The 23,276-nt window shown below is 42.9% G+C and carries 26 protein-coding genes; all 26 read right to left on the reverse strand.

Going from position 1 to position 23,276, the window contains the following annotated elements; genetic code table 11:
- Window positions 1–45: 45 nt before the first annotated feature.
- Window positions 46–2,559 carry a heavy metal translocating P-type ATPase gene (locus D6856_RS13425; protein WP_120687321.1) on the reverse strand — a complete coding sequence of 838 codons (2,514 nt, stop codon included), beginning with the start codon at window positions 2,557–2,559 and terminating at the stop codon, window positions 46–48.
- 61 nt (window positions 2,560–2,620) lie between these two features.
- Window positions 2,621–2,935: a metal-sensing transcriptional repressor gene (locus D6856_RS13430; RefSeq protein WP_199704175.1), complete on the reverse strand. Its 315-nt coding sequence runs from the start codon at window positions 2,933–2,935 to the stop codon at window positions 2,621–2,623.
- A 159-nt stretch (window positions 2,936–3,094) separates the two neighbouring features.
- The gene (locus D6856_RS13435; RefSeq protein WP_158588955.1) at window positions 3,095–3,763 is read right to left on the reverse strand and encodes a nitroreductase family protein; all 669 of its coding nucleotides are present in this window, start codon (window positions 3,761–3,763) and stop codon (window positions 3,095–3,097) included.
- A gap of 22 nt (window positions 3,764–3,785) precedes the next feature.
- Window positions 3,786–4,139 carry an arsenate reductase family protein gene (locus D6856_RS13440; protein ID WP_120687324.1) on the reverse strand — a complete coding sequence of 118 codons (354 nt, stop codon included), beginning with the start codon at window positions 4,137–4,139 and terminating at the stop codon, window positions 3,786–3,788.
- Between the two features lie 27 nt (window positions 4,140–4,166).
- Window positions 4,167–4,622 carry a hypothetical protein gene (locus tag D6856_RS13445; protein ID WP_120687325.1) on the reverse strand — a complete coding sequence of 152 codons (456 nt, stop codon included), beginning with the start codon at window positions 4,620–4,622 and terminating at the stop codon, window positions 4,167–4,169.
- On the reverse strand, window positions 4,619–5,455 hold the full coding sequence (locus D6856_RS13450) for a hypothetical protein (RefSeq protein WP_120687326.1): 837 nt from the start codon (window positions 5,453–5,455) through the stop codon (window positions 4,619–4,621). The genes D6856_RS13445 and D6856_RS13450 overlap by 4 nt, the downstream gene beginning before the upstream one ends.
- Window positions 5,456–5,482: 27 nt before the next feature.
- On the reverse strand, window positions 5,483–5,902 hold the full coding sequence (locus D6856_RS13455) for a hypothetical protein (RefSeq protein WP_120687327.1): 420 nt from the start codon (window positions 5,900–5,902) through the stop codon (window positions 5,483–5,485).
- Window positions 5,895–6,689: a zinc ribbon domain-containing protein gene (locus D6856_RS13460; protein ID WP_120687328.1), complete on the reverse strand. Its 795-nt coding sequence runs from the start codon at window positions 6,687–6,689 to the stop codon at window positions 5,895–5,897. The genes D6856_RS13455 and D6856_RS13460 overlap by 8 nt, the downstream gene beginning before the upstream one ends.
- Window positions 6,690–6,705: 16 nt before the next feature.
- Entirely contained in the window at window positions 6,706–7,467 is a 762-nt protein-coding gene (locus D6856_RS13465) for a zinc ribbon domain-containing protein (RefSeq protein ID WP_158588956.1), read from the reverse strand.
- 86 nt (window positions 7,468–7,553) lie between these two features.
- Window positions 7,554–8,180: an N-acetyltransferase gene (locus D6856_RS13470; RefSeq protein WP_120687330.1), complete on the reverse strand. Its 627-nt coding sequence runs from the start codon at window positions 8,178–8,180 to the stop codon at window positions 7,554–7,556.
- 27 nt (window positions 8,181–8,207) lie between these two features.
- Window positions 8,208–8,459 (reverse strand): heavy-metal-associated domain-containing protein, encoded by a 252-nt coding sequence (locus D6856_RS13475; RefSeq protein ID WP_120687331.1) that lies wholly within the window; start codon window positions 8,457–8,459, stop codon window positions 8,208–8,210.
- Between the two features lie 14 nt (window positions 8,460–8,473).
- Complete coding sequence (locus D6856_RS13480; RefSeq protein ID WP_120687332.1) at window positions 8,474–9,304, reverse strand: class I SAM-dependent methyltransferase; 831 nt, start codon at window positions 9,302–9,304, stop codon at window positions 8,474–8,476.
- A gap of 167 nt (window positions 9,305–9,471) precedes the next feature.
- On the reverse strand, window positions 9,472–10,176 hold the full coding sequence (locus D6856_RS13485; protein WP_199704166.1) for a Pr6Pr family membrane protein: 705 nt from the start codon (window positions 10,174–10,176) through the stop codon (window positions 9,472–9,474).
- A 79-nt stretch (window positions 10,177–10,255) separates the two neighbouring features.
- Complete coding sequence (locus D6856_RS13490; RefSeq protein WP_120687333.1) at window positions 10,256–10,726, reverse strand: GNAT family N-acetyltransferase; 471 nt, start codon at window positions 10,724–10,726, stop codon at window positions 10,256–10,258.
- A 13-nt stretch (window positions 10,727–10,739) separates the two neighbouring features.
- Entirely contained in the window at window positions 10,740–11,864 is a 1,125-nt protein-coding gene (locus D6856_RS13495) for a helix-turn-helix domain-containing protein (RefSeq protein ID WP_120687334.1), read from the reverse strand.
- A 225-nt stretch (window positions 11,865–12,089) separates the two neighbouring features.
- Window positions 12,090–13,073 (reverse strand): helix-turn-helix domain-containing protein, encoded by a 984-nt coding sequence (locus D6856_RS13500; RefSeq protein ID WP_120687335.1) that lies wholly within the window; start codon window positions 13,071–13,073, stop codon window positions 12,090–12,092.
- A 149-nt stretch (window positions 13,074–13,222) separates the two neighbouring features.
- Window positions 13,223–14,035, reverse strand: a complete 813-nt coding sequence (locus tag D6856_RS13505; protein ID WP_120687336.1) for a hypothetical protein — start codon at window positions 14,033–14,035, stop codon at window positions 13,223–13,225.
- Between the two features lie 580 nt (window positions 14,036–14,615).
- On the reverse strand, window positions 14,616–16,181 hold the full coding sequence (gene lysS / locus D6856_RS13510) for a lysine--tRNA ligase (RefSeq protein WP_120687337.1): 1,566 nt from the start codon (window positions 16,179–16,181) through the stop codon (window positions 14,616–14,618).
- A gap of 72 nt (window positions 16,182–16,253) precedes the next feature.
- Complete coding sequence (gene greA / locus D6856_RS13515; protein WP_120658010.1) at window positions 16,254–16,739, reverse strand: transcription elongation factor GreA; 486 nt, start codon at window positions 16,737–16,739, stop codon at window positions 16,254–16,256.
- A gap of 164 nt (window positions 16,740–16,903) precedes the next feature.
- Window positions 16,904–17,884: a tRNA dihydrouridine synthase DusB gene (dusB, locus tag D6856_RS13520; RefSeq protein WP_120687338.1), complete on the reverse strand. Its 981-nt coding sequence runs from the start codon at window positions 17,882–17,884 to the stop codon at window positions 16,904–16,906.
- A 46-nt stretch (window positions 17,885–17,930) separates the two neighbouring features.
- Window positions 17,931–18,425, reverse strand: a complete 495-nt coding sequence (locus tag D6856_RS13525) for a DUF6145 family protein (protein ID WP_242948155.1) — start codon at window positions 18,423–18,425, stop codon at window positions 17,931–17,933.
- On the reverse strand, window positions 18,422–19,240 hold the full coding sequence (locus D6856_RS13530; protein ID WP_092247995.1) for a type III pantothenate kinase: 819 nt from the start codon (window positions 19,238–19,240) through the stop codon (window positions 18,422–18,424). The genes D6856_RS13525 and D6856_RS13530 overlap by 4 nt, the downstream gene beginning before the upstream one ends.
- Window positions 19,241–19,295: 55 nt before the next feature.
- Entirely contained in the window at window positions 19,296–20,114 is an 819-nt protein-coding gene (locus D6856_RS13535; RefSeq protein ID WP_120687339.1) for a biotin--[acetyl-CoA-carboxylase] ligase, read from the reverse strand.
- 5 nt (window positions 20,115–20,119) lie between these two features.
- A complete protein-coding gene (gene argF, locus D6856_RS13540) occupies window positions 20,120–21,109 on the reverse strand; it encodes an ornithine carbamoyltransferase (RefSeq protein ID WP_120687340.1) in 990 nt (329 codons plus the stop codon).
- A gap of 114 nt (window positions 21,110–21,223) precedes the next feature.
- Entirely contained in the window at window positions 21,224–22,342 is a 1,119-nt protein-coding gene (locus tag D6856_RS13545) for a cell wall hydrolase (protein ID WP_120687341.1), read from the reverse strand.
- 136 nt (window positions 22,343–22,478) lie between these two features.
- Window positions 22,479–23,273: a pyrroline-5-carboxylate reductase gene (proC, locus tag D6856_RS13550; protein ID WP_092248140.1), complete on the reverse strand. Its 795-nt coding sequence runs from the start codon at window positions 23,271–23,273 to the stop codon at window positions 22,479–22,481.
- Window positions 23,274–23,276 lie beyond the last annotated feature (3 nt).

Raw genomic sequence — 23,276 nt, forward strand, 5'->3', positions numbered from 1 at the left:
TGATTTTAAAATGGACCATTAACCCTTCCCCAAAGTGCATCCGGCTCAGGCTTTTCCGCCGTACTCGTAGCCTGCTTCTTCAACAGCTGCTTTGATGAGTGCTTCGTCAATGTCCTTGGTTGTTTCAATAGTTACAAGGTTCTTCTCGTGAGAAGCTGTAGCTGTTGTGATCCCATCGATCGCCTCAAGTGCCTTTTTTACGTGTGCCTCGCAGTGTGCGCACATCATTCCGTTAACTGTGATATTCATTTGTTTATTCTCCTTTTCTATTATTACATTAGTGTTGTCAGTGTTTTTATATACCTTAAGAAGGTTAAGTCTAAGCGCATTGGATACTACACAGAAGCTTGAAAGTCCCATTGCTGCGGCGCCGAACATCGGGTTGAGTGTCCAGCCGAATGCAGCTACATAGCAGCCTGCCGCGAGTGGGATTCCGATAACGTTGTAAAAGAATGCCCAGAATAAATTCTCTTTTATGTTCTTAAGAGTCGCTCTTGAGACCCTTATAGCTGCCGCAACATCAAGAAGGCTTCCCTTCATAAGAACGACATCCGCTGCATCTATAGCAATATCTGTTCCTGCTCCTATCGCGATTCCTATGTCCGCGCGAGTAAGTGCAGGCGCATCATTGATCCCGTCTCCGACCATGGCAATCTTGCCCTGAGTCATAAGCTCTTTTACCACAGACTCTTTTCCGTCAGGCAAAACTTCTGCGACAACTTCGTCAACACCTGCCTGATCCGCGATCGCCTTCGCAGTGATCTTATTATCGCCCGTTAGCATCACGACGTGGATTCCCATTTCCTTAAGCTGAGAGATTGCCTCTGCCGAATCCTCTTTTATCGTATCCGCAACGGCTATAATGCCGATAAGTTCATTATTCACGGTAAAAAGAACCGGCGTCTTGCCCTGCTTAGCAAGCTCATCCATTGTACTTTTATGTGAAGCGACGGCGTCACCTGCGATCGTCTCTATAAACTTAGCATTTCCGCCTGCAACCACGCTGTCACCAAGTTTAGCTCTTAAACCGTTTCCGGACAAAGCCTCAAACTCTTTTGTCTCTTCAAGCTTGATCCCCTGTTCCTCGGCGCTTGTCGCGATCGCCTTCGAGATAGGATGTTCACTCTTAGCTTCAAGTGAATAAGCAATCTTAAGAAGTTCCTCTTTATCTGATCCTTTCATCGGGATAATGTCTGTAACCTGCATGATCCCTGTTGTTATCGTTCCTGTCTTATCAAGCGCAACGATCTGTGTCTTTCCGACAAGCTCCTGCGAAGCTGCTGTCTTGTACAATATTCCGCTTCTTGCTCCGACGCCGTTTCCGACCATGATCGCAACGGGAGTTGCAAGCCCAAGTGCACAAGGGCAACTTATAACAAGCACCGATACTGCTCTAGCGATGGCATAGCCGAAGGTCTGTCCGACAAGGAGCCAGACGATGAATGTGATAAGTGCGATGGCGATTACAACAGGGACAAAAACGCCGGATACTCTGTCGGCGATCTTCGCGATCGGTGCCTTGGTCGCTGCCGCGTCGCTCACCATGCGGATGATTCCCGCAAGCGTTGTGTCTTCTCCGACTCTTGTTGCTTCGCAGACCATGTATCCCGAGGTGTTTATCGTTGCGGCGGAAACCTTGTCTCCGACTTGTTTTTCCACGGGAATGCTCTCACCCGTAAGTGCGGATTCGTTCACGGCGCTCTCGCCTTCTGTTACGATACCGTCCACGGGTATACTGTCGCCGGGTCTTACAACGAATCTATCTCCGACTGAAACTTCCTCAATCGGAACCTCTTTTTCCACGCCGTCTTTTAGAAGAACGGCTGTCTTGGGCGCTATCTTCATAAGTGACCTTAGCGCGTCGGTGGTCTTGCCTTTGGACTTGGCTTCAAGCGTTTTTCCTACTGTGATAAGTGTAAGTATTGTCGCCGCGGATTCAAAGTAGAACTGATCCATGAAGTACATGATCTTGTCGGTGTCGCTTGTGAGCACGGCGCCTGTCATCGCAAAAAGCGCATATACGCTGTACGCAAAAGAAGCTGTGGCTCCGAGCGCAACGAGCGTGTCCATGTTGGGCGACCTGTGGAGAAGCCCTTTGAAACCGCTTATAAAGAATTTCTGATTTATGACCATGATAAGGCCAGCTATCAAAAGCTCGTACAAGCCCATCGCAACATGGTTTCCGTCAAGGAATCCGGGTAGCGGCCAGTTCCATAGCATATGTCCCATCGACACGTACATAAGTGGGATCAAAAGAACTATCGAAGCGATCAACCTCTTTTTTAACTTGGGAGTCTCTGTATCTTTTAGAGAATCCTCGCTTGCATCCGAAGCATTAGTTCCTGCTGCCTTAGACGCCGACGATTTAAGACTTGCCCCGTATCCCGCGGCCTCAACCGCTTTTATTATTTCTTCGCTGGATGCACTGCCCTCAACGCCCATCGAGTTTGTGAGAAGGCTTACCGCGCAGCTTTCGACACCATCGATCGCGCTTACCGCCTTTTCAACTCTGGCCTGGCATGCAGCACAGCTCATACCTGTTACGTTGTATTGTTCCATATCTTTTACCTTCATTTCTTGTGTGGTTTTTGCTCATATCCCTGCACAAAATGAAAAGTGCTTACTTCATAAGTTTCTGCAATGTAACAACAAGCTCATCTATGATCTCGTCGTTACCATTTCGGATGTTATCCGCAACGCAGGACTTCATGTGATTGGCAAGAAGCACCTTGTTAAAGCTGTTAAGCGCGGATGTTATCGCCGACACCTGCACCAGAATATCCGTGCAATATGCATCGTTCTCAAGCATTCCTTCTACGCCTCGAACCTGCCCTTCGATACGTTTAAGCCTGTTTATGAGATCTTTTTTCTCTTTATCTTCTCTGTCTTTATGCTTACCTGAGCAGTGCGGGCAGCTGCCGTTCATCTCTTCCATATCATGCATATCTTGAGCATTTTCCTTCTTCCTTGCCATCTCTTCCTCCTACCGAACAGTACATCCTTTATGATATAAAAATACCCTAGAGGGGTATACCAATCTTTTGAGATTAATATATACCCCCATAGGGTATTTGTCAATTAGATTTTGTAAAATTTATTTTTTTGCAGCCGGCTGTGTTTTCCCCGCCCCGATTTCAAAGTGGCGTCTTACAATTCCTAGATCCACTTGGCTGAAGGGGCCGCCTTTGTCGACGAATTCTATCGTTTCGTCGTCTTTTAGTTTGATCAGGAATCTCTGCTGATTGATCGCAGTGGGCGCCAAAAGAGCCATTTCCATTCCTTTATCGAACCACTCAGGTCTGCTGCCGGGCGCTTCGCATAACTGCGAAATGTCTTTTGACTTATGAGGATTGCCTTGGTTCTTGCCGTATCCGATGGCAATCGAAATGATAAGTCGCTCGCCGTCCAAAACCTCAGCTGCAATCTTCTTGCGGTTGAAGGTTCCTGCCCAGCAGGTGTTAAGTCCCAGGGTCTGCGCAAAAAGAACGAGCTTCTCGCCGTAATATCCGACTCTTTGCTCTAAGTCTTTTTCATCTTTTCCGACACAGGCTATAACGCTCGGTGCGGAAGCCAGTCCCATGGCCTTGTTGAGGAGTCTATTGTACGCATCTCCCGCATCTTCGATGAACTGCAGATGAAGATTTCCTTCCTTGTTGAGCTCATCAACTTTTTCGTTTAACAGTCTAACCTTTTCGGGTTCGATTCTTTTTTCCAAATAATTTCTGACTGAATGTCTTGCAAGGATTGCTTCTATATCGTTCATAGCTTCTCCTTTCAGCGCATTATTACAACACTGCTTTTTTCCACTCATCTTCCTTGAAGCCTGCGAGCACGGTTTTGTCTTTTATGAGCAAGGGTCTCTTAACGAGCATTCCGTCTGATGCAAGGATATCAAGCATCTCGTCGTCGCTAATGTTTGGGAGCTTCTTGGATAGTTCCATTTCTCTGTAGAGCATTCCGCTTGTGTTGAAGAACTTCTTAAGCGGAAGGCCGCTCTTTGCGTTAAGGTCTTTCAGCGTCTTTTTGTCCGGATGGTTCTCTTTTATGTCGATGTTTTCGTATTTAACGCCATTGTCATCAAGCCATTTCAAGGCTTTTTTGCAGGTGGAACATTTTGAATAGCAATATACTTTTATCATTGTGTGTCCTCCTAGGATTTTGAATTTCTATCTATTTCTATCAGTCAAGTATGATCCTGCTGATATAAAAAACAAAATCGCGGCGGGTACTCCGAGTACCGAAAAAACCAATCTAATAATATTTGTCAATGCAGCATACATTGACACTGCTATCATCCCATAATTAATGTAAAATAATTGTCCTAATGTAATAACAATGCCGCGCATCATAAGAAATAATGCTGCAACTATGATCAGTACCAGGACCGATACCTTTCCTTCAGTGTTTTTATTATAAATCACAAAAAACAGGGCATATATACCCGTAAGTAATCCCATAAAAATCAGCTCCGGAGATAATATAAATACATTGTCTATAGCTGTTTGATACAACGCCGGAATCAATATTTTTTGAAATGCAGTCACGATTATTCCTAATGCAACCGCGATCGCCTGAATAATGATCGCAAGTTTGATTAAAATGTTTACCGTCTTTTTGCTCATAAGCTTTCACTCACCTTCTCAGCATTTTCTTCTCTCATCTTCATTCTATTATAAATGCATATCATGGCTATTGCGAATGTAAACTTACAAAAGCCGACATTCATAACGCATGATTCGACGCATCTTATAAAGCCTTCCCTTCCGGTTCCTTCCGTCAAAATCGGCAATCCATATTTTATAGTATCAAATACAAAGCCCCACAAGTAACTGATAATAAACGGTGCGAAAAAGAAGATTGTCTTTACCTGTTTCCCTTTATTGATCATGTTTAATACTATTATCAGCAAAACTCCGATGATGATTGAATCTAGTCTGATCGCAAATCCAAACATGATATCTTTTAGCCCCAAATGCTTTAAGATGTTGAAATTACTGAATCTCCATAGCGAAAAAAGATAAATCGGAATCTCCAACAAATAAGTTAATACAACAGATATATAACTAAAAATCTGCTTTTTTGACCGGTCAAAGATTATTAATGAAACCGGTAATGCTGATGCCAAAACATATAAGACATTTCTCGGATCATCCGATTCTCCGTACGGCCTCCCGGTCACATATACGTATACAAATGTTATCACAAGATGTACTATCAGTACTATTGCTGCAATTTTCTCGAATAGCTTTCTTTTTTCCGAACTCTTGAAAGTCAGAAGCAAAAAGTAAAAATACCACGCCAAATATATTAGGATCACATTCGCCATAAATCCGCCAAAATAACTGCTTGGCACAAAAAATGTAATCATGATAACCGGTATTACCAATAACGCTCCCATGATGAAATATTTAATGCGCGTTGTCTCATCGACATCTGTTATGTTTCTTGAATTCATTGCTCCTCCCGAAAAGTTATCTGTTTTTTATTCAAAGACTTCAAATTTCTTGTCCATTTTATCTGCAAATACAGTAAGATCACCCATCTTTTGACGTGATTCATTCATTATTGTCTTTTGCTTTTCTGCCTTTTTAACGTATCCCTTGACGTCATATACCTTATACAGATACAAAGCTTCCACATAATCCGCAAGTGCATGATACTCTACAGCTTCTGTTTTTCCATTAAATTCGTTCATGTACTTGTCCTGTATTAGGCTTGCATAATCTCCTTCAGATAGTCTAAATGACATAAACTCTGCATCGGCTGTAAAACCGCTCTCATCATCTAAGGTTTTGTAAAACATTACTTCTTGGCCGGCGCGGATCGTTACAAATATCAATATGACTATAACAATATCCAGTACTATATTTACAGGATCTATTTTCTTCTTTTCTTTACTCATCTGAACTCTCCTCCGGATAAATGTCCTTGCACTTGCTATACAAAAGCTCGCCAAGTTCCTCCTCACTCATTTCCCACATAGATGATGCTTCTTCATCTGTCAGTTTAAAATACACCTGAACCATATCCTGCGTTTCTTTCTTGATATTAAGTAGGAATTCTCCATGCTCTCCCGAATGCATCGGAGAATCCTCCGAATCCCCCCAGAATGCTCCTCCTACATATTTGTTCCAATCACTGATATAAATTGCTGCATCATAGCACCAGTCTTTATTGGTCCTCTCCCCATAGTAATCATATCCGTCTATAATACTCAAAATATCATCATGAATTACCCCGTAGTTTATAACCGCTGTAAATACTCTTGAATAATCATCGAAATCACTATTTGCTCTTAAACTGTAATTTAATTGATAATTATCCATTGCCAGATATTCTCTGTTTTTTTCCATATTTTTCAGCGTGGCTGTTATTTCACTTCTGTTCTTAGCGACCTCCCTTGAGATTTCAAACTCTTCTCTTTTTATGCGTCTCTCTACATCAGAATTGGAAATGATGAAGATAGACATTAAAAAAATGATAACGAGCATAACCGAAATAACTATCAATCTTCCTATTCGACCGGCGAGTTTGGATTTTTCTTTGACGTCTTTTTTTACCGCTTCATATTCATCACTATATTCTTTTTTCTCCGTCTGATACCCTGCAGCCTGTTCATTTTCTTTACCGCAATAAGGGCATACTGCATCTTCAATTCCCAAATTACTTCCACAATACTTACACTTCATTTTTCCATGTCCTTCATCACTTATAGTTTTTATAATGCTTCTTTGTACATCTTTGGACCTTTATCCTATCAACATACGGAGGATCCATAACCTTGTCCCTGAATTTCTCCATATCTTCAATAGTGTATCCCAGTCTGTCAGTTATGATCGGGATGATCTCATCTTCTCTAATAGGATCAAATATCTCGGCCCCGTCATCACCATATGATTCGTAGTATAAACAGAAGCAGTAGTATGTTATCTCCTCAGCCTCTTTTTTCTCAATCTTTCCTTTATCCAGGTCAGCCTCGATCTTCTTGATCTTTATATAATAACTTGATGCACGAGCAGTTTCGTAGTGTGGGATACCCCAGATATTTACTCTGTCCTCTGAATATGCCTTGTCAAATATCTGCGCCATTCTTTCTATGTCTTTTTGCTCATACGCCTGCTCTAGCTGTTCACCGACAATTTCTTTATAAGCCGAAGCTTCCGCCTGTTCGGAAGGAGAAAGAAATTCCTTGGGAGCGTCACTCAATGCCCTCCTGAGTTGCAAAAAAAACGCCACTGCAAGCAAAACCAGTATGCTTACCGTTATTATTATGACTCCTATTCCTCTAAAAAAGCCTTTTGCAAGCGCCTTATCCGGTTCTTCCTTCTTTTTCGCTATTTTGTCTTTTATCTTTTTTATATCTGCCAGGTGCTTTTTCTCAGCACCTTCTATATTGATATAGCCGCAGTATGGGCAGCGCGTGCTGTCTTTTTCTATCTCTGCGCCGCAGTTAGGACAAATTACCAACTTTTTCCCTCCGTTTCGTGATACATCTCTATAAATAATACAATAAACAAACCCTTTTTGTTGCATATAAAAAGAGATGACCGAAGTCATCTCAAAATGGGTTCTCTGATCAGATCGTATATATGGAATTTCTCCCCGCAGTTTCTTACTCTGTCGAGTTTCATGCCAAGATGTACATATCTGTCGCTCTTGTCTTTATCGTCGGTATCAAGAATTACGGGAACTCCCAGTTTATCGCCAAGCTCGTATGTCTCCTCAAGCATCTTTTTCATGAAACCTTGCTTTTGATATTCTTTTCTGACTACAAGAACTTCGACTTTAATATATTTTCTTTTTTCCTTTTTTATTCTTGTCTCAATGGAATGTCCGTTGGAAAAACAGGCTTTGACGAACTCCTTCATTTTCTTAAATCCGCCAAGAGCTCTTTTCTCCGCAAAGATCATTTTCATTCCTTCGACAAAGCTGACCGATCCGACGCCTTCTCCGGTAAGAGCAAGGAAGCCTTCTCTTTTTTCGGAAGTGGTATACAAAAGCCCGCATTTATAAGCAGCTTTTATGATTCCGCTCATGTAGATAAACATGTCCTCTCTGCTTGAAAAAAATTTCTTGAATCCGTTATCGTCTTCGTTATATTTATAATCGTAAAAAGAGTCTGTGATTTCCATCGAAATGGCGCGCAGTTCCGCCTCTGACAATTCCGTCACTTTTATCATTTTTCCACCCGTCCTTGTTATTTAGTATCAAAATAGTCCGAAAAATTTCTTTACATAAGGCTCGGATTTTGAAGAGAGCACCTTGTATCCCGTACCTGCTATGGCCTGTGTGATAACCTCGATATTGGGTTCTTCTGTTGTAACAAGCATGCTTTCACCCTTAGTGTGAGAGCTCTTTACCTTTTGCACACCGGGTACGTTTTTCCTTATAACTTCATTTATATGTGCTTCGCACATGCCGCACATCATGCCTTCGATTTTTAATACTGTTTTTACCATGTGAACTCCTTGTATTACTTCTTAAACTCTACTCTCATGATCTTCATCTTTACCGCGATGTCGCAGAACATGATAAGAAATTTATGAAGCAGATTCATATCTCTGAAAATATCTCGATAGCCTCTCATATAGCTTCGCGCGGTCACGGATTCGAAATCGTCGCTCCATGCTTCGATCTCGGATTTATCTTCCACAGAGAAATAAACATTTACTTCTCCCATGTCTGCTTCCTCAAGCCAGGTCTTAGACATCATTCGAACGCCTCGCCTATTACAGCTGTCAAAAACGACTACGCCTCCCGGGAATTTCTTCGCCATCTTACAAAGTAGCGTCTTTATGGCTTCATTTTTAAAATAGTAAAAAACTCCCGCTGCAAAAAATATCGCACCGTCCGAAGCATCTATCTTATCCATCCATGCTTCGTCATTGAGGTCCGCAACCATATTCTGCTCTCTTTCGGCAGGCGGCAGAAGTTCATTTCTTATCTCTATCACATCCGGCATGTCGATGTTGTAGCCTTTGCAGGTTCCGTTATCACATCTTCGGAAGGTATCGTCAAGGCCACATCCGAGATTGACTACCGCTGCTTTCGGATGTTTTTTCAAATAATCTTTTACCTCCCACGCGAGGCCATATTGTCTCTGCGCAACTTCAAGCGCTCCGTGAAGACCTGTCTTGGTCTCCATCTTCTTGCACTTTTCTTCAAAATCATAATCGATCATTGAGCATATGCGCTCAGCCTCGGAATCTTTAAATAGCTCAGGGAAATGTTCGGAGCACACTTTTCTTCCGATCAAAGGTATTATCAGTGTTTCTTGAACAGTGTTCTTCTCGATTTTGTACATGGAATATAAACCCTCTCAAATTTTTTATAAAAACGTGATTCTATAATACTACAAAAAGTTAGCATGCGCTAACTTTTATTCATTCGATATTTTCCTTGGATAAAAAAAAGCGGGCGGAGCGCCTTTTCAGCGTTCCGCCCGTTTTATCATTTGTTCTCTCATTTAATTTAGCAAGCTTGCTTCAGCACCACAGCTTGCTTTTTTCTTCCAAGCACATGATCTATCAGCATAAAGATAAATCCCAATACAATGAAAAATACCAGCAGTACAAGAACCCAAGTGATCACACCCTGTATCCCGACTCTCTCCGGATTAAGGAAAAAATACGGATAGATGAGCGGATTAGTTCCTGTGTGATTCATTATGCTGCTGTCAAAGTTTCTCAGTGCCGCATGTGCGAATACATATCCCACATATGTAAGCGGGAACAGCGATGACAGAAGCGGCATTTTCCAGTTCATTGTTCCATGCTCATAGAACAATACCCAATCAGCTGTATACATGATAGGCAAAACGACATGGCACAGAATACATTCAACTTTATAATTAAGCGCAGGATCTCTTCCCGCGTCGCCGGCCAGCAAGATGTTGAAAACCAAAAATGTCAGTATGATTCCAAGCATACTTATCACGCGAAGTCCCGGCTTAAGTGTCACATATCCATCGCCTTTTTTCCTTAGGGTCTGAATAAGCTCGGCAAGCATAATGCCAGCACATAGATAGTTACTGATGTTGGTGAAGAAGATATAGAAGTCCCCTTCAAATTGCATGTTAAAAAAACCAACGCTCCCCACACATGCAATCACCGCAAGCGCGCAGTAAAAAGACTGAAATACGATCTGCGCATCTCTGCTCTTAGAAATTTTACTCATATTTAGTTACCTCTTTCCTTTTTCTCTTTTCCCCACCAATTATATTATTTTATATCATCTATGAAATTTCGGCAAATCATCAAAAATTGTACTGCATAAAATTCCCGTTGTGCTTAAATCCGTACGCTTCGTAGAGCTTAACGCCCATGTCCGAAGCAGTGATATAGATGGTTCCACAGCCATAGTCCTTGGCTTCCTTAACCACTCTGTCAAGCAACTGCGTGGCTATTCCCATTCTTCTGTATTCGGGATCGGTATACATACTTGATAAGATCCCAAGCTTTCCCGAAGGGCAGGTAAAGTATGGTGGTTTTTCCGCAAAAGACATTCCGCTTGTTCCCACTATCTTGTCGCCGTCAAGCGCTAGCCAAGAAACATAAGTACCCGCTGCTATATTTCTTTTATAAAAATCCATCAGCGATGCTTCAAGGTCCACATCCTTTGGCACAGTCCTACCCTCTGACGTGTATTCCTCCGTAAGCTGATCGATCCTCATTTTTATAATGGTGCTCAGTTCTTTTTCCGAAAGTCTTTTGTAAGTTATACTCATACTTTTTCCAAATTCATCCTTCCAACGCTTTACGTTTTTCCCGGTAATACTCCGATTCCTGTGTCGCATTAAAGCCATCGAGCAAATACTCTTTTGGAATGTACTTCTCATATTCAAGGTCCATGAAATAGTTACAGAATATCTGCTCACCATAGATTATTTTGCCTTTTCCGTCTGTCAGAGCATAAATAAATCCCTGATATGGATCGGCGTTTACCGCAAGAAGCTCATATGTTTTTTCTTCTTCTACGCAATAGTATCCGATATATTCCGTAGATTCATACTCTTTTAACCGCTTTACTTCTTCAGCATAAGCATCCTCGGAATATTCCACGACCATATAACCCAAATACTGCGCATCCCACGGGTTGTAATAGACCATCTTAAAGTCTGTAACGTTCATTTCCTTAGATATTTCTTTTGGCCAAATGGTCTCGTCCATGCCCCACTTCGTCCACTGAGTATCAACGCCTTTTTCATAGGCTCCGTTGGAAAAGTTCATATAATCGTTGTAGGCAGACACGTCATCATATACTTCCACCTTCGCGCTTGATACCATCAACAAAAGAATCCCCACAATAAATGTCATTACGATCGTTCGCCAAAAAGCTGCGATCACTCCGACTATTGTAACGAACTTTATCCATTTAACGAGTCGTTTATTCTTCGTGATCTTTTCCAAAAGACCTGTCACATAGAGCGTTAAAACCGCCATGATCACAAGCGCTATAAACGAAACAAACAAGATACCTTTATTTATCTCGTCCAAGCTTTTATGAAATGTCTGCAGAAAAATAGCTACCAGTAAAACCAACACACCGACGAAACTAATTATCTGCATCTTCCTTAAAAGACTGCCTTTTTCCTCATTAGCATAGTCAGCCATCTTAGTGGCGACATCTCTTACTTCTTTATCCATCATCTCGCTTTTTCTTTCTCCTTCAATTATTTCTCTGACATCCACATCATACAAATCCGCAATCTCAACCAGCAAAGAAATATCCGGTAGATTGGTTCCGGTTTCCCAACGTGATACGGATCTGGAGCTTACATTAAAAACCTGCGCAAGCTGTTCTTGTGTCATTTGCTTTTCATGTCTTAATTCTTTTAAAAATCTGCCTGCTTTTTTCTGGTCCAATGATCTTTCTCCTCCTTTCCTTGGATAATTGAAGTTTAAAAAATCAGTCCGAACAATACCACGACACAAAGCGAGGAATGCCGTTTTTTCGTACCGGACACGGTGTGTCTAATGAACTAAAACCATTATATCCATAGCAAAAAGAAAAAGCCACAAGTTGCTGAAAATAAAAAAGACCCTGCTTCTTTGCAGAGTCTTTGAATAAATTGGTCTCTACCCCAGTCCCTACGGTTCATTTACCAGGTCCAACGCCGTTCTTCTCTTTCTGTACAAGGTATATGTCTGGTAAATGATCAGTACAGATAATGCAATTCCAAGTAAAAAGTCAGCTACAAAAACGTTTGTATTAACAATAGCATGATCATAAGTAGCTATAGAATTATTTATAATATAAAATTTCTCCATCCTAAAGTATTTAATAAAACTGAGCACAGTATCAAGTATTATCAGCCCCGAAGCAATCGTTAGCATATTCACCCACAACTTACGCTTCCCATCGCGTATAAAGAAGCCTAATGATGCTATTGCCCCCAAAGCACAAGGTATGATAGTCGTCCACACAATTTTAAATACACTTCTGATTATCATTATATAATACGATCCGGGATTATTTGAAACAACACCATACTTTTCTCCGCCGGGATCCATTGCATGTTTGAGCATCTGACTATAATTCGGAATTCTACTATAAAGCCTGATCCCGCCATCCAGTAATAAATGTGCCCCAAAATAAATAAGCAAAATTATTCCTATTCTCTTTGGCGTCAATGTATCTTTTACAGCACTATATATACCGTAAGAAAAAATAATCAAAAGTATTATTCTCTCCAATTCAACACTAAGCGGAAAATAACCTCCAAACCTCTCATTAGCATGAATATACAGTAAGCCCATATCTAAAGCTATTTTCATAAAAACAGACATCGCTATAAGCGCATACAATACACTTGTAATAGTATTAATTGTCTTATTCTCCACCACAGGATTTTTTTCAACCACGTTAGTCATCTCCTTTCCGGATAAAAGGTCGTCAAGGCTAACACTCAAAATCTCGGATATTTTCTTTAATGTAATAATGTCGGGATAACGCTCACTGCACTCCCAGCGGGATACCGTCTGCCTTGTAACATATAATTGCTCAGCCAGTGCTTTCTGCGTCAATCCGTTTGATTCCCTTGCGCTTCTGAGTTGCTCTCCAAATCCGACCATATAATAAACCGTCCTTTTCAAATTAATTTTTCACACCTGCAGATGTTGAATTCAGTATCTCGCAACATTCTTCTTTTTACAAGAAAAATGCATGAAAAAGCGGGGTTCCATAATGGTACCCCGCATAAATACTGCGTTTGCAATATTCATCAGCATTTGAAGATTTCCTTTGTGCATTTTCTTATATCTTTCATATTTAGCGGACATCCATCTGCTTCGTATGTTATAAGCAGATTTTTTCCAAAATATATCCCATTTTTCCGGTACTCTTCCAGCTTTTGAAGATTGTGCAGTCTATACCTATCGTCATCTAAAAGTCCAAGGTGCTCATGGTATACAAGCTGCCTTGTGCTCTTATCAAGAAGTGTAAAATCAGGATACACTCTTTTACCATTCTTAAGTACCAACTCGCTCTCGTACCTGTAGGGGACTCCAAATTCGTAGTACATATCAGCCAGCATTACTTCTGATTTGGACCTGACCATTTCACCTTTCTTCGTTGGGTATATTTTCTCTTCCTCTTTGAACTGATTGGTTCTGTATTCTGCTGTTTCCCATCTTTGCTCAAATTCTTCATCATCCAAAAGAATTGGCGAGATCAGGCTCTTTCGATCAATATGCAGTTCAGAATAGAATGATTCCGGCGTGGCATCACATGCTTTAAGCTTACCGATCACACTGTCCAAGAGCGACAATTCAGCTTCCGCCCTAATAATCAGCTTCTCTGAATAATCCTTCTGCGCCAGCTCCTTGACAAACTTAATGTTCTCCTTTTTTATGTACTTGCCACGGGTATCACCATTGTCGGCTATCAAATAGTACTGTGCCGAACCTTTACTATGAGAAATGCGGAGCTTCCCTTCCCGGGAATTCCTTAAATCTTTCCGCGCCCGCGCTATCGCTTGACTAAGCTCAAGCTTTCTTGCGTACAGTTCTTTTATAATTCTGTCAGTGTTCAGCATTGGCTGTACTCCTTCTCATGATTTTCCTTGTGATTTCTTATTTTGATTTTTATTGTAGTTATTCTTGCTGTTCTGCTTGATGTTCTTATTGCTGTTCTGCTTGTCGTTATTCTTGCTATAATTCTTGCTGTTTTCGCCACGGTACGGATAAGATTGGGTTTTTCTATCTTATTATCCGTACCATTTTCTGCTTTTTAATCAAATATTCGCTCCAAGAACGGATAAAGTCACCCAAATATCATTTTTTATCCGTACTTTTCTCTTGTTTTCATGTCAAAAGACATTGAAAAAGCCCTAAAAGCACGGATAAGAATCCGGTTTTTCAATATCTTATCCGTAAAAAGTTCCAAAAAAGCACCCGAAAACGAGCTTCCCAATCTAAAACACCCCAAAAATAGCAGTTCAAATTAAATAATGGAATATCAAAATAGAAATCTTGTCAGATTTTGAAATTGAAAAAAGATTTTCATAGAAAGTCGCCGCAAGGCGCTTGTTTACAAGCGCCCATGCGACGATACTTAGACTTGTTATAAAGAGTTGATTCTAACCGGCGCAAACCTGCGCCGTGCAGCCTTTGCCATTACTTATCCAGTGACTTCAAAGTCGGGAACAGCAATACATCTCTGATTCCTGCGCTGTTGGTAAGGAGCATGCAAAGACGGTCGATACCGTAGCCGATACCGCCTGTAGGTGGCATACCGATCTCAAGAGCGTTGAGGAAGTCCTCGTCGGTGTGCTCGGCTTCTTCGTCGCCTGCTGCCGCGTTGGCGTCCTGAGCGGCGAAACGCTCGCGCTGGTCGATAGGATCGTTAAGCTCTGAATATGCGTTACACATCTCCCATGTGTTAATGAAGAGCTCGAAACGTTCAACCTTCTCGGGATCTGTGGGTTTCTTCTTGGTAAGAGGTGAGATCGCAAGAGGATGATCCATGATGAATGTAGGCTGGATCAGGTTCTTCTCGCAGAACTCCTCGAAGAAGAGATTGATGATATCGCCCTTCTTGTGGCGGTCTTCAAACTCGACGCCGCGCTCCTTAGCAATAGCCTTGGCCTCTTCGTCTGTCTTAACCGCATCGAAATCAACACCGGCATACTTCTTTATAGCGTCGTTCATTGTAAGACGCTCGAAAGGCTTGCCAAGGTCGATGATATTGTCTCCGTAAGGAATCTGCGTTGTGCCGCAAACCTTCTCGGCAAGATAACGAAACATGGACTCTGTAAGCTCCATCATTCCCTCGTAATCTGTATAAGCCTGGTAGAGCTCCATAAGTGTAAACTCAGGATTGTGTCTTGTATCTGCACCCTCGTTTCTAAATACACGGCCGATCTCGAAGACTCTCTCCATTCCGCCTACAATAAGTCTCTTAAGATAGAGCTCAAGAGAGATACGAAGCTTTCTCTCCTCATCAAGTGCGTTGTAATGTGTAAGGAAAGGTCTTGCAGCAGCGCCGCCCGCATTCTCAACGAGCATGGGAGTCTCAACTTCCATGAAGTCTCTGTCTGCAAGGAAGTTACGGATCTCGCGAAGGATAGCGGATCTCTTCTTGAATGTCTCCTTGACCTCTTCGTTCATAACAAGGTCAACGTATCTTTGTCTGTAACGGATCTCTGTATCTGTAAGTCCGTGGAATTTCTCAGGAAGGGGCATAAGTGACTTGGATAAAAGAACCAGCTCTTTAACGTGAACAGATATCTCACCTGTCTTGGTTCTGAAAGCAAAGCCCTTAACTCCGATGATATCACCGATATCCATCTTCTTGAAATCAGCGTAAGCTTCATCACCAAGGTCGTTTCTTGAAACATAGAGCTGCATGCGTCCGTCTCTATCCTGAAGGTTGGCAAAAGAAGCCTTACCCATAACACGCTTACTCATCATACGGCCCGCAAGGCTTACAACCTTCTCTGAAGGGATGTCTGAAAGAGCTACTGTAATAGACTTACCCTCTTCGTCAACGGGTGCAACAAACTCGAGTGCCTCGAAGTTGTCTCTGATCTGCTGTGTATGATGTGTCTGGTCGTATTTAACGATCTGGAAGGGATCTCTTCCCTGCGCCTGAAGCTCGGCAAGCTTATCTCTTCTGACCTGACGAAGACGTCCAACGTCTTCTTGTGTGTTCTGGTTATTCTGCTGATTGTTCTCTGCCACTTTTTTTCCTCCGTATTATGTAAAATATAAAGAGCCAGCGATAAAACTGATCGCCGGCTCCGAAATTCATTATTAGTTCTCAGATCTCTCGATTCCGAGTACCTTGTACTTAAGCACACCGGCCTGTGTCTCTACAGATACAGTCTGTCCCTTCTTGGCACCAAGAAGAGCCTTGCCGACAGGTGACTCGTTGGAAATCTTGCCCTTAAGGCTGTTCGCCTCAGATGAGCCTACAATCTTATATTCAAGGTCCTCGTTGAACTCAAGGTCGCGAATCTTAACCTTGCATCCGATGCTGATCTTGTTGAGGTCAACGTCCTCTTCTACAACAACTTCTGCGTTCTTAAGGATTTTCTCAAGAGCTTCGATTCTAGCCTCGATGTCTCTCTGCTCATCCTTGGCTGCATCGTACTCGGCGTTCTCTGAAAGGTCGCCCTGCTCTCTTGCCTCTTTAATCTTCTCTGCAACTTCCTTACGCTTGACTACCTTGAGCTCATGAAGCTCGTCCTCGTATTTCTTGAGTCCTTCGTAAGTTAAAATATTCTTCTTCTCTTCCATGTCGAATTCCTACCCCTTCAAATTTTTATAAGCTTCCTTCGCGGAGCATTTATTTGAATGTATTTAAAATAATAAAAACTTCTTTTTAACTTGGATATTATACAGTCTATTATTTTATGTGTCAATGATTTGCATTTTCCCGTCCAAAACGTCCGACGAATCCCTTACTGTCCCAACATAACTGCGGCACAAGCTCTCTTAAGCGAGTCCATATCCGTCATCTGGTTTATCTCATTCCTAAACTTGGCGCTTCCCGGCATTCCGTACGTATACCAAGATACGTGCTTACGCATTTCTCTTATTCCGATGTACTCGCCCTTGTACTTAAGCTGCAGATCCGCATGCCTTATGACCGTTTCATAGATTTCCTGCATGCTTGGCTTTTCGCAGATTTCTCCGGTTTCAAAAAAGCTTTTGAATTCCCTGAAGATAAAAGGATTGCCCTGAGCGGCTCTTGCTACCATTACGCCGTCGCATCCCGTCTCATCAAACATGCGCTGTGCATCCTGAGGCGTTCTTACATCTCCGTTTCCGATAACAGGGACATTCACAGCCTCTTTTACCTTGGAAATAATCTCCCAGTCAGCTTCTCCTGAATAGTACTGCTCTCTGGTTCTTCCGTGGACGGCTATCGCAGCGGCTCCGCCTTCGGCAGCCGCAAGTGCACATTCTACCGCATTGATACTCGCATCGTTAAAGCCTTTTCTTATCTTAACAGTGACAGGTCTGTCGGAAACTTTGACAAGTGCTGCCACGATCTCTTGGATGAGCTCAGGCTTTTTCATAAGGGCCGAGCCCTCGCCGTTACTTACAACCTTCGGAACAGGGCAGCCCATGTTTACATCAAGTATGTCATAGGGTCTGTCCTTTATCATCTCCACGGCTTCCTGCATGATAGCAGGTTCCGAGCCAAAGAGCTGGAGCGATACGGGATGTTCATCCTCATGGATCTCCATGAGCATGCCCGTGTTTCTGTTCTTGTAGATAATGGCTTTGGCGCTCACCATCTCCATGCACACGAGGCCCGCTCCCATTTCACGGCAAAGCAAACGAAACGGCAGGTCTGATACACCTGCCATGGGTCCCAGTATTATGTTATTTTCAAGGGTTACGTTTCCTATCTGTAACTTTCCGTAGCCTGCCATATGTCTGATTCTCTTTCAAAAAAATTTGCGCATGCCTCTGCGTTTTTTACTCTTCCTCAAGAATGTCCGCAGGATTCTCTCCGCGCACATATATCCTGTAATAAAGGCCGAGCGCCTCGAAAAGATCCTGTCTCTTTCTTCTTACTTCTCCGACAAGAAGTCCGGCCGTGATCTCATCGTATGTGATATCCTCTTCATCCGCGTCGGTCTCAATGCTTATATTTCCGTCCTCTTCAAACACGATCGTAAAGATTCCGCCAGCTTCCTGAGTAAAAAGAACACTGATAATATTGAGCTCTTTCTTTATACTCTCGGGAATCTGCTTGAATATGGGGTTAAAATAGTACTTCTGCTCGTAAGCGTTAGCTCCGCAAAGTACCACTCTTCCATTAGCAACATTCTCGAAAGTACGACCCTTGTTGGTCTTTTGCATCTCGTCTATCTTAAGATCTTCTTTTCCTTCGGAGAACTCGGCGTCAAAATTCTTGCCGCCTTCACCGAATTCTTTATTGTATTCTTCTTCGAATTTATCTGCTCTCATTTTACGTCAAACTCTCCGTTTTCATCTTCTTTTAACTGGGGTTTGTTCTTACTGTTCTTGGCATAAAGGATATTTAATCCCTCAAGGATAAGGTTCGGATCGTAGATGTCGATCTCCTCGGTCTCTGCCGATATAAGTCTTCCGAGGCCTCCCGTCGCAACGACTTTCATATTTGTAAGTCCTGACTCTCTTTTCATCTCGTTGATGATGTACTTGGTCTGACCGATCTGCCCGTACACAAGTCCCGCCTGCATACTTGAGATTGTCTCTTTTGCAAGGATGCTCTTGGGCTTAACGATCTCAACTTCGGGGAGCTTCGCTGTGTCTTCCCAGAGTGCCTTTGCTGAGATTCCGATTCCGGGAGCAACAACTCCCGTAAAGAATTCGCCTTTTTCATTAACCGCAACGTAGGTTGTCGCCGTACCAAAATCTATTACAAGGATCGGTCCGCCGTAAAGCTCATACGCAGCAACCGCGCCAACGATAAGGTCGGGTCCTATCTCTCTTGGATTGTCGGTCACGATCTTAAGTCCCGTCTTGATTCCGGGGCCTACGATATAAGGTTTCTTGCCGATATATTTTGTGATCGCATTGATGAGCGCATGCATGATCTTGGGAACAACGCTTGCGATCATGACGCCGTCTATCTTTTCTTTTACAATACCGTTGCTTGCAAGAAGCTGCAACAGCATGATCCCGAACTCATCCGAAGTACGTGACATCTGTGTCGTCATTCTAAATGAGCCTACGAGCTTATCCTTTGAATAAACTCCAAATGTGATATTCGTATTACCTACATCGATAACAAGAATCATAACTTCCCTCCGTTATTGTCAAAAGAAAAATCGAAGTCCGAACCCCCTTCTTAGATCAAACATATCCATAAATGCCTCGCACAGACACTTCGCCGGCATTTATCTCGGAAATGCTTCCGTCCTCTTTTTCTATTATAAGCGCTCCGCCAATTGTAATGCCCTTGGCTGTGGCTTCGTACTCTCCCGCAGGATCAAGTATTTTTACCGTTTTATCTTTGTTGATGAGCCTCTCTTCATATTCATCTTTTAAAAGAGAAAGATCAAAGCTCTTCATGTATGTATCGAAATTTCCTTCAAAGCGTTTCATGACCGCAGCCACGACCGCGCTTCTGTCAACCTTGTAGCCTGTCTGTGAATAGATCGATCCCGCGATGCCTTTTATATCATCGGGAAAAACAGTCATATTAACGTTGATACCGACTCCAATGACAACGTCGCTGACAGTGTTGTCATTATTCATGTGAAGCTCTGTAAGGATGCCACAGATTTTTTTGCCCGCTATAATAACGTCATTGGGCCATTTGATCTGGGGAAAATCAAGTATGTCTTCATTATCCAGGATAACATCCTCGATTCCCTGCGCAACGGAAAGTCCCATGATAAGCGTCATCATCGAAAGCTTATCGGGAGTTGCATCGGGTCTTACTATGAGGCTCATCGCAACGTTGCTTCCTTCCTGGGTCTCCCAGACTCTTCCTCTGGTGCCCCTTCCGGCGCTCTGTCTGTCGACTATGACAAGTGTTCCGTGCGGCGCACCCTCTTTTGCAAGGAGCGCAGCGTCATCGTTGGTCGAGCCTGTTTCTTCCTTATAAACAAGGTTACAGGCAGCCCACCTCGTGTGTAGCTGCCCTTTTATGTTCTCTGCACTTAGCATAAAAATTATCCTTTGAGTGTTGCGTACATTACTGCCTTGATCGTATGCATACGGTTCTCTGCTTCGTCAAAAACGATAGATCTTTCTGACTCAAATACTTCATTTGTAACTTCCATCTCATCAAGACCGAATTTCTCTTTGATCTCTTTTCCGATGGTTGTGTTGAGATCGTGGAATGAAGGCAGGCAGTGCATGAATACGGCGCCTTCGCCGGCATTGTTCATGACATCCATATTTACCTGATAAGGAGAAAGATCTTTGATTCTCTCCTCCCAAACTTCCTCGGGCTCGCCCATGGATACCCAGATATCGGTTGCGATAACGTCTGCGCCCTTGGTTCCTTCCATGACATCCTCGGTAAACTTAAGTGTAGCGCCTGTCTGCTTAGCGATCTCGTTACATGTATCAATAAGTCCCTGCTCGGGGAAATATTTCTTGTTAGTAACTATCGTAATGTTCATGCCCATCTTGGCAGCTGTAACGATGTAGGAATTACCCATGTTGTATCTTGCATCGCCCATGTATACGAAATTGATTCCCTTGATACGTCCGAAATGCTCTCTGATAGTAAGAAGGTCTGCGAGCATCTGTGTGGGATGGAACTCGTTGGTAAGTCCGTTCCATACCGGCACGCTGCTGTACTTAGCCATTGTCTCAACAATATCCTGCTCGAAACCTCTGTATTCTATTCCGTCGTAGAACCTTGAAAGAACTCTTACTGTATCGGCGATACTCTCTTTTTTACCAATCTGTGAGTCTGTGGGATTAAGGAAAGTTGATCCCATACCAAGGTCTTTGGCGGCTACTTCAAAAGCACATCTGGTACGCGTACTTGTCTTCTCAAAAATAAGTGCTACGTTCTTGCCCTTAAGCTCGTCGTGAAGAATGCCGTTTCTCTTTTTTTCCTTGAGATCTACGGCAACATCCAAAAGATATGTGATCTCTTCGGGTGTGTAATCAAGAAGTTTTAAAAAATCGCGTCCCTTTAAGTTCATAATGTGCTCCTCTGCTTTCGTCTAATAATTACCCATTATTATCACACGGCAAACGCCAATTGTAAACACGGGCAAATTGTAAAAGGGACTGCATCTCTGCAATCCCTTGTAAAATTACCAGAATACGTGTGCTCCGATTACCTGACCTTCTCTGCCGTTGTTCCTTCTAAAGTGAAGTGCTCCTCCGACGGTGGTCTCTCCATTGAGCGCTGCCTGTGCAGCCTGGTAGTTGGTGTCGTAAATATTTCCGGCTGTATATACTCTGTCAACCGTTCCGTTAAGTGCCGGTGTAAACTGTCCCGATGCATAGATAACACCTTGAATGGTGTTGGGATATGCTCCGCTCTTAACTCTGTTCATAACAACAGCTCCGACTGCAACTCTTCCTTCGTAAGGCTGATTACCCGCCTCACACTGAATGAGTGCTGCGAGAAGCTTGAGCTCATCCGCATCTGCGGCAACCGCGCCACGGTTTTCGGTAAGCTTGGCTTTCTTCTTCTCAAGCTCTCTTTGCTTGATGGCTGCCATTGTTTCACCATGGTCGATCTTAAAATCTGTGGTTACACAATCTGCCAAAACATAACCTGTCTCATCGTTGTAATCAACGCTGATCCATCCGTTCCCGAGATCCTCTATCATATCGACAAAGGTCTTTTCTCCGAGAACTCCTAATACTTCAGCATCATCCGATGCTTCCGCTCTGACATTAAGAGCACTGCTCTGACTGGTGACGATCTGCTTTCCTACGTCCTGTGCAAGTGCCTGAGCTTCATCATCAAAAAGAAGATACTCATCCTTGGCCCAACCTATGAGGTCTCCGGACTTAATCTTGGACCAGCCGTCCTTTCTCTCCAAGAGCTTTCCTCCACAGTCCTTATAAAGGACTCCGACTTTACTGCTTTCTTCGTCGGGAGTTTCTCTTATGTTCATTACTTTGCTTACGTTAGCCATAACAAGACTGTGTTCATTACTGTCAGATGATGATGCACTACTTGCGGAAGAAGATGACTTCTCCGAGTTACTACATACTTTAGTCTCTGTTGCATTCTTATCTATCCCAAGTGGCGTAACGGGACTAACGATATTGGATATTCCTGCCGAAACATCCGAATACGGTACTCCTGCTTTCGCTGCGTCTGCAATTATCCCCCGGGAAAAGAAAAGAAATAGGACTAGAGAGCAAATAGTAGCAAGTCTCACTATCGCTAGGGATAACCTTCTAACTTTTTTCATATATTTGCTTCCTATTTAGATACCAAAATTGCCGTAAGTCGATTTTACACCCTCATAATATGTAAAGGCTTACAGCGAAACTTTTTCGTAAGTGATATTAGCAAACATACAATTTTTTGTCAAATTTTGTATTATTTTACAAGCTTCTGCTCTTCTCTATACAAGCCTGAACAGCGTCCATTACTGCGCCTCTGAAGCCCTCATTTTCAAGAACATGAACAGCTTCTATTGTTGTACCTGCAGGTGAACATACCATGTCTTTGAGCTCGCCGGGATGCTTGCCTGTTTCAAGCACCATCTTGGCACTTCCAAGAACCGACTGCGCGGCAAATTCATAAGCCTGCTTTCTGGGCATTCCGCCTTCGACAGCCGCATCTGCCATTGCTTCGATAAAAAGAAATACATATGCGGGTGAAGATCCGCTGACGCCGACAACAACATCCATAAGTGATTCGGGAACTGTATAAGCCTTACCAAAGCTCTCCAAAAGCTCTTTTACAAAATGATAATCATCGTCGCCCACAAGGTCGTTTCTGCAAACCGCAGAGCAGCCTTCAAGTACGAGCGCAGGTGTGTTGGGCATAACTCTGATGAGCTTAACGGGCTTCTCGAATTCGTTCTGAAGCCACTGGATAGTCTTGCCCGCTGCGATGCTGACAACAACTTTGCTGTCATCTACGCTGTCCATAATGTCCGCGATAACCACCTTGAGATACTGAGGTTTAACGGCAAGAATTATGATGTCCGCTTCCTTAGCAACAGCCTCGTTGGAGCTGCGTGTCTGGATACCGTATTTGTTGGCAACCTTAAGGCATGTCTCCTCAGTTGCTGCGGTTCCGATAATCTCGTTGGGACCCATAAGTCCTTTTGCAAGTATTCCTCCGATTATGGCTTTCGCCATGTTTCCAAGTCCGATAAATCCAATTGTCATGGT

Source organism: Butyrivibrio sp. XB500-5, from assembly GCF_003625505.1.
GTDB lineage: Bacteria > Bacillota > Clostridia > Lachnospirales > Lachnospiraceae > Butyrivibrio.

What these genes read in the sequence shown, in the direction of transcription:
- greA (WP_120658010.1), bottom strand. Translation starts at nt 16,739, where the DNA reads ATGGAAGAGAAGAAGAATATTTTAACTTACGAAGGACTCAAGAAATAC.
- proC (WP_092248140.1), bottom strand. Translation starts at nt 23,273, where the DNA reads ATGACAATTGGATTTATCGGACTTGGAAACATGGCGAAAGCCATAATC.
- D6856_RS13475 (WP_120687331.1), bottom strand. Translation starts at nt 8,459, where the DNA reads ATGGTAAAAACAGTATTAAAAATCGAAGGCATGATGTGCGGCATGTGC.
- argF (WP_120687340.1), bottom strand. Translation starts at nt 21,109, where the DNA reads ATGAACTTAAAGGGACGCGATTTTTTAAAACTTCTTGATTACACACCC.
- D6856_RS13470 (WP_120687330.1), bottom strand. Translation starts at nt 8,180, where the DNA reads ATGATAAAAGTGACGGAATTGTCAGAGGCGGAACTGCGCGCCATTTCG.
- D6856_RS13430 (WP_199704175.1), bottom strand. Translation starts at nt 2,935, where the DNA reads ATGGAAGAGATGAACGGCAGCTGCCCGCACTGCTCAGGTAAGCATAAA.
- D6856_RS13535 (WP_120687339.1), bottom strand. Translation starts at nt 20,114, where the DNA reads ATGCTAAGTGCAGAGAACATAAAAGGGCAGCTACACACGAGGTGGGCT.
- D6856_RS13455 (WP_120687327.1), bottom strand. Translation starts at nt 5,902, where the DNA reads ATGAGTAAAGAAAAGAAGAAAATAGATCCTGTAAATATAGTACTGGAT.
- D6856_RS13450 (WP_120687326.1), bottom strand. Translation starts at nt 5,455, where the DNA reads ATGAATTCAAGAAACATAACAGATGTCGATGAGACAACGCGCATTAAA.
- D6856_RS13505 (WP_120687336.1), bottom strand. Translation starts at nt 14,035, where the DNA reads ATGCTGAACACTGACAGAATTATAAAAGAACTGTACGCAAGAAAGCTT.
- D6856_RS13525 (WP_242948155.1), bottom strand. Translation starts at nt 18,425, where the DNA reads ATGAGAGCAGATAAATTCGAAGAAGAATACAATAAAGAATTCGGTGAA.
- D6856_RS13460 (WP_120687328.1), bottom strand. Translation starts at nt 6,689, where the DNA reads ATGAAGTGTAAGTATTGTGGAAGTAATTTGGGAATTGAAGATGCAGTA.
- dusB (WP_120687338.1), bottom strand. Translation starts at nt 17,884, where the DNA reads ATGGCAGGCTACGGAAAGTTACAGATAGGAAACGTAACCCTTGAAAAT.
- D6856_RS13490 (WP_120687333.1), bottom strand. Translation starts at nt 10,726, where the DNA reads ATGAGTATAACTTACAAAAGACTTTCGGAAAAAGAACTGAGCACCATT.
- D6856_RS13425 (WP_120687321.1), bottom strand. Translation starts at nt 2,559, where the DNA reads ATGGAACAATACAACGTAACAGGTATGAGCTGTGCTGCATGCCAGGCC.
- D6856_RS13435 (WP_158588955.1), bottom strand. Translation starts at nt 3,763, where the DNA reads ATGAACGATATAGAAGCAATCCTTGCAAGACATTCAGTCAGAAATTAT.
- D6856_RS13500 (WP_120687335.1), bottom strand. Translation starts at nt 13,073, where the DNA reads ATGGTCGGATTTGGAGAGCAACTCAGAAGCGCAAGGGAATCAAACGGA.
- D6856_RS13445 (WP_120687325.1), bottom strand. Translation starts at nt 4,622, where the DNA reads ATGAGCAAAAAGACGGTAAACATTTTAATCAAACTTGCGATCATTATT.
- D6856_RS13545 (WP_120687341.1), bottom strand. Translation starts at nt 22,342, where the DNA reads ATGAAAAAAGTTAGAAGGTTATCCCTAGCGATAGTGAGACTTGCTACT.
- D6856_RS13485 (WP_199704166.1), bottom strand. Translation starts at nt 10,176, where the DNA reads ATGAGTAAAATTTCTAAGAGCAGAGATGCGCAGATCGTATTTCAGTCT.
- D6856_RS13530 (WP_092247995.1), bottom strand. Translation starts at nt 19,240, where the DNA reads ATGATTCTTGTTATCGATGTAGGTAATACGAATATCACATTTGGAGTT.
- D6856_RS13480 (WP_120687332.1), bottom strand. Translation starts at nt 9,304, where the DNA reads ATGTACAAAATCGAGAAGAACACTGTTCAAGAAACACTGATAATACCT.
- D6856_RS13440 (WP_120687324.1), bottom strand. Translation starts at nt 4,139, where the DNA reads ATGATAAAAGTATATTGCTATTCAAAATGTTCCACCTGCAAAAAAGCC.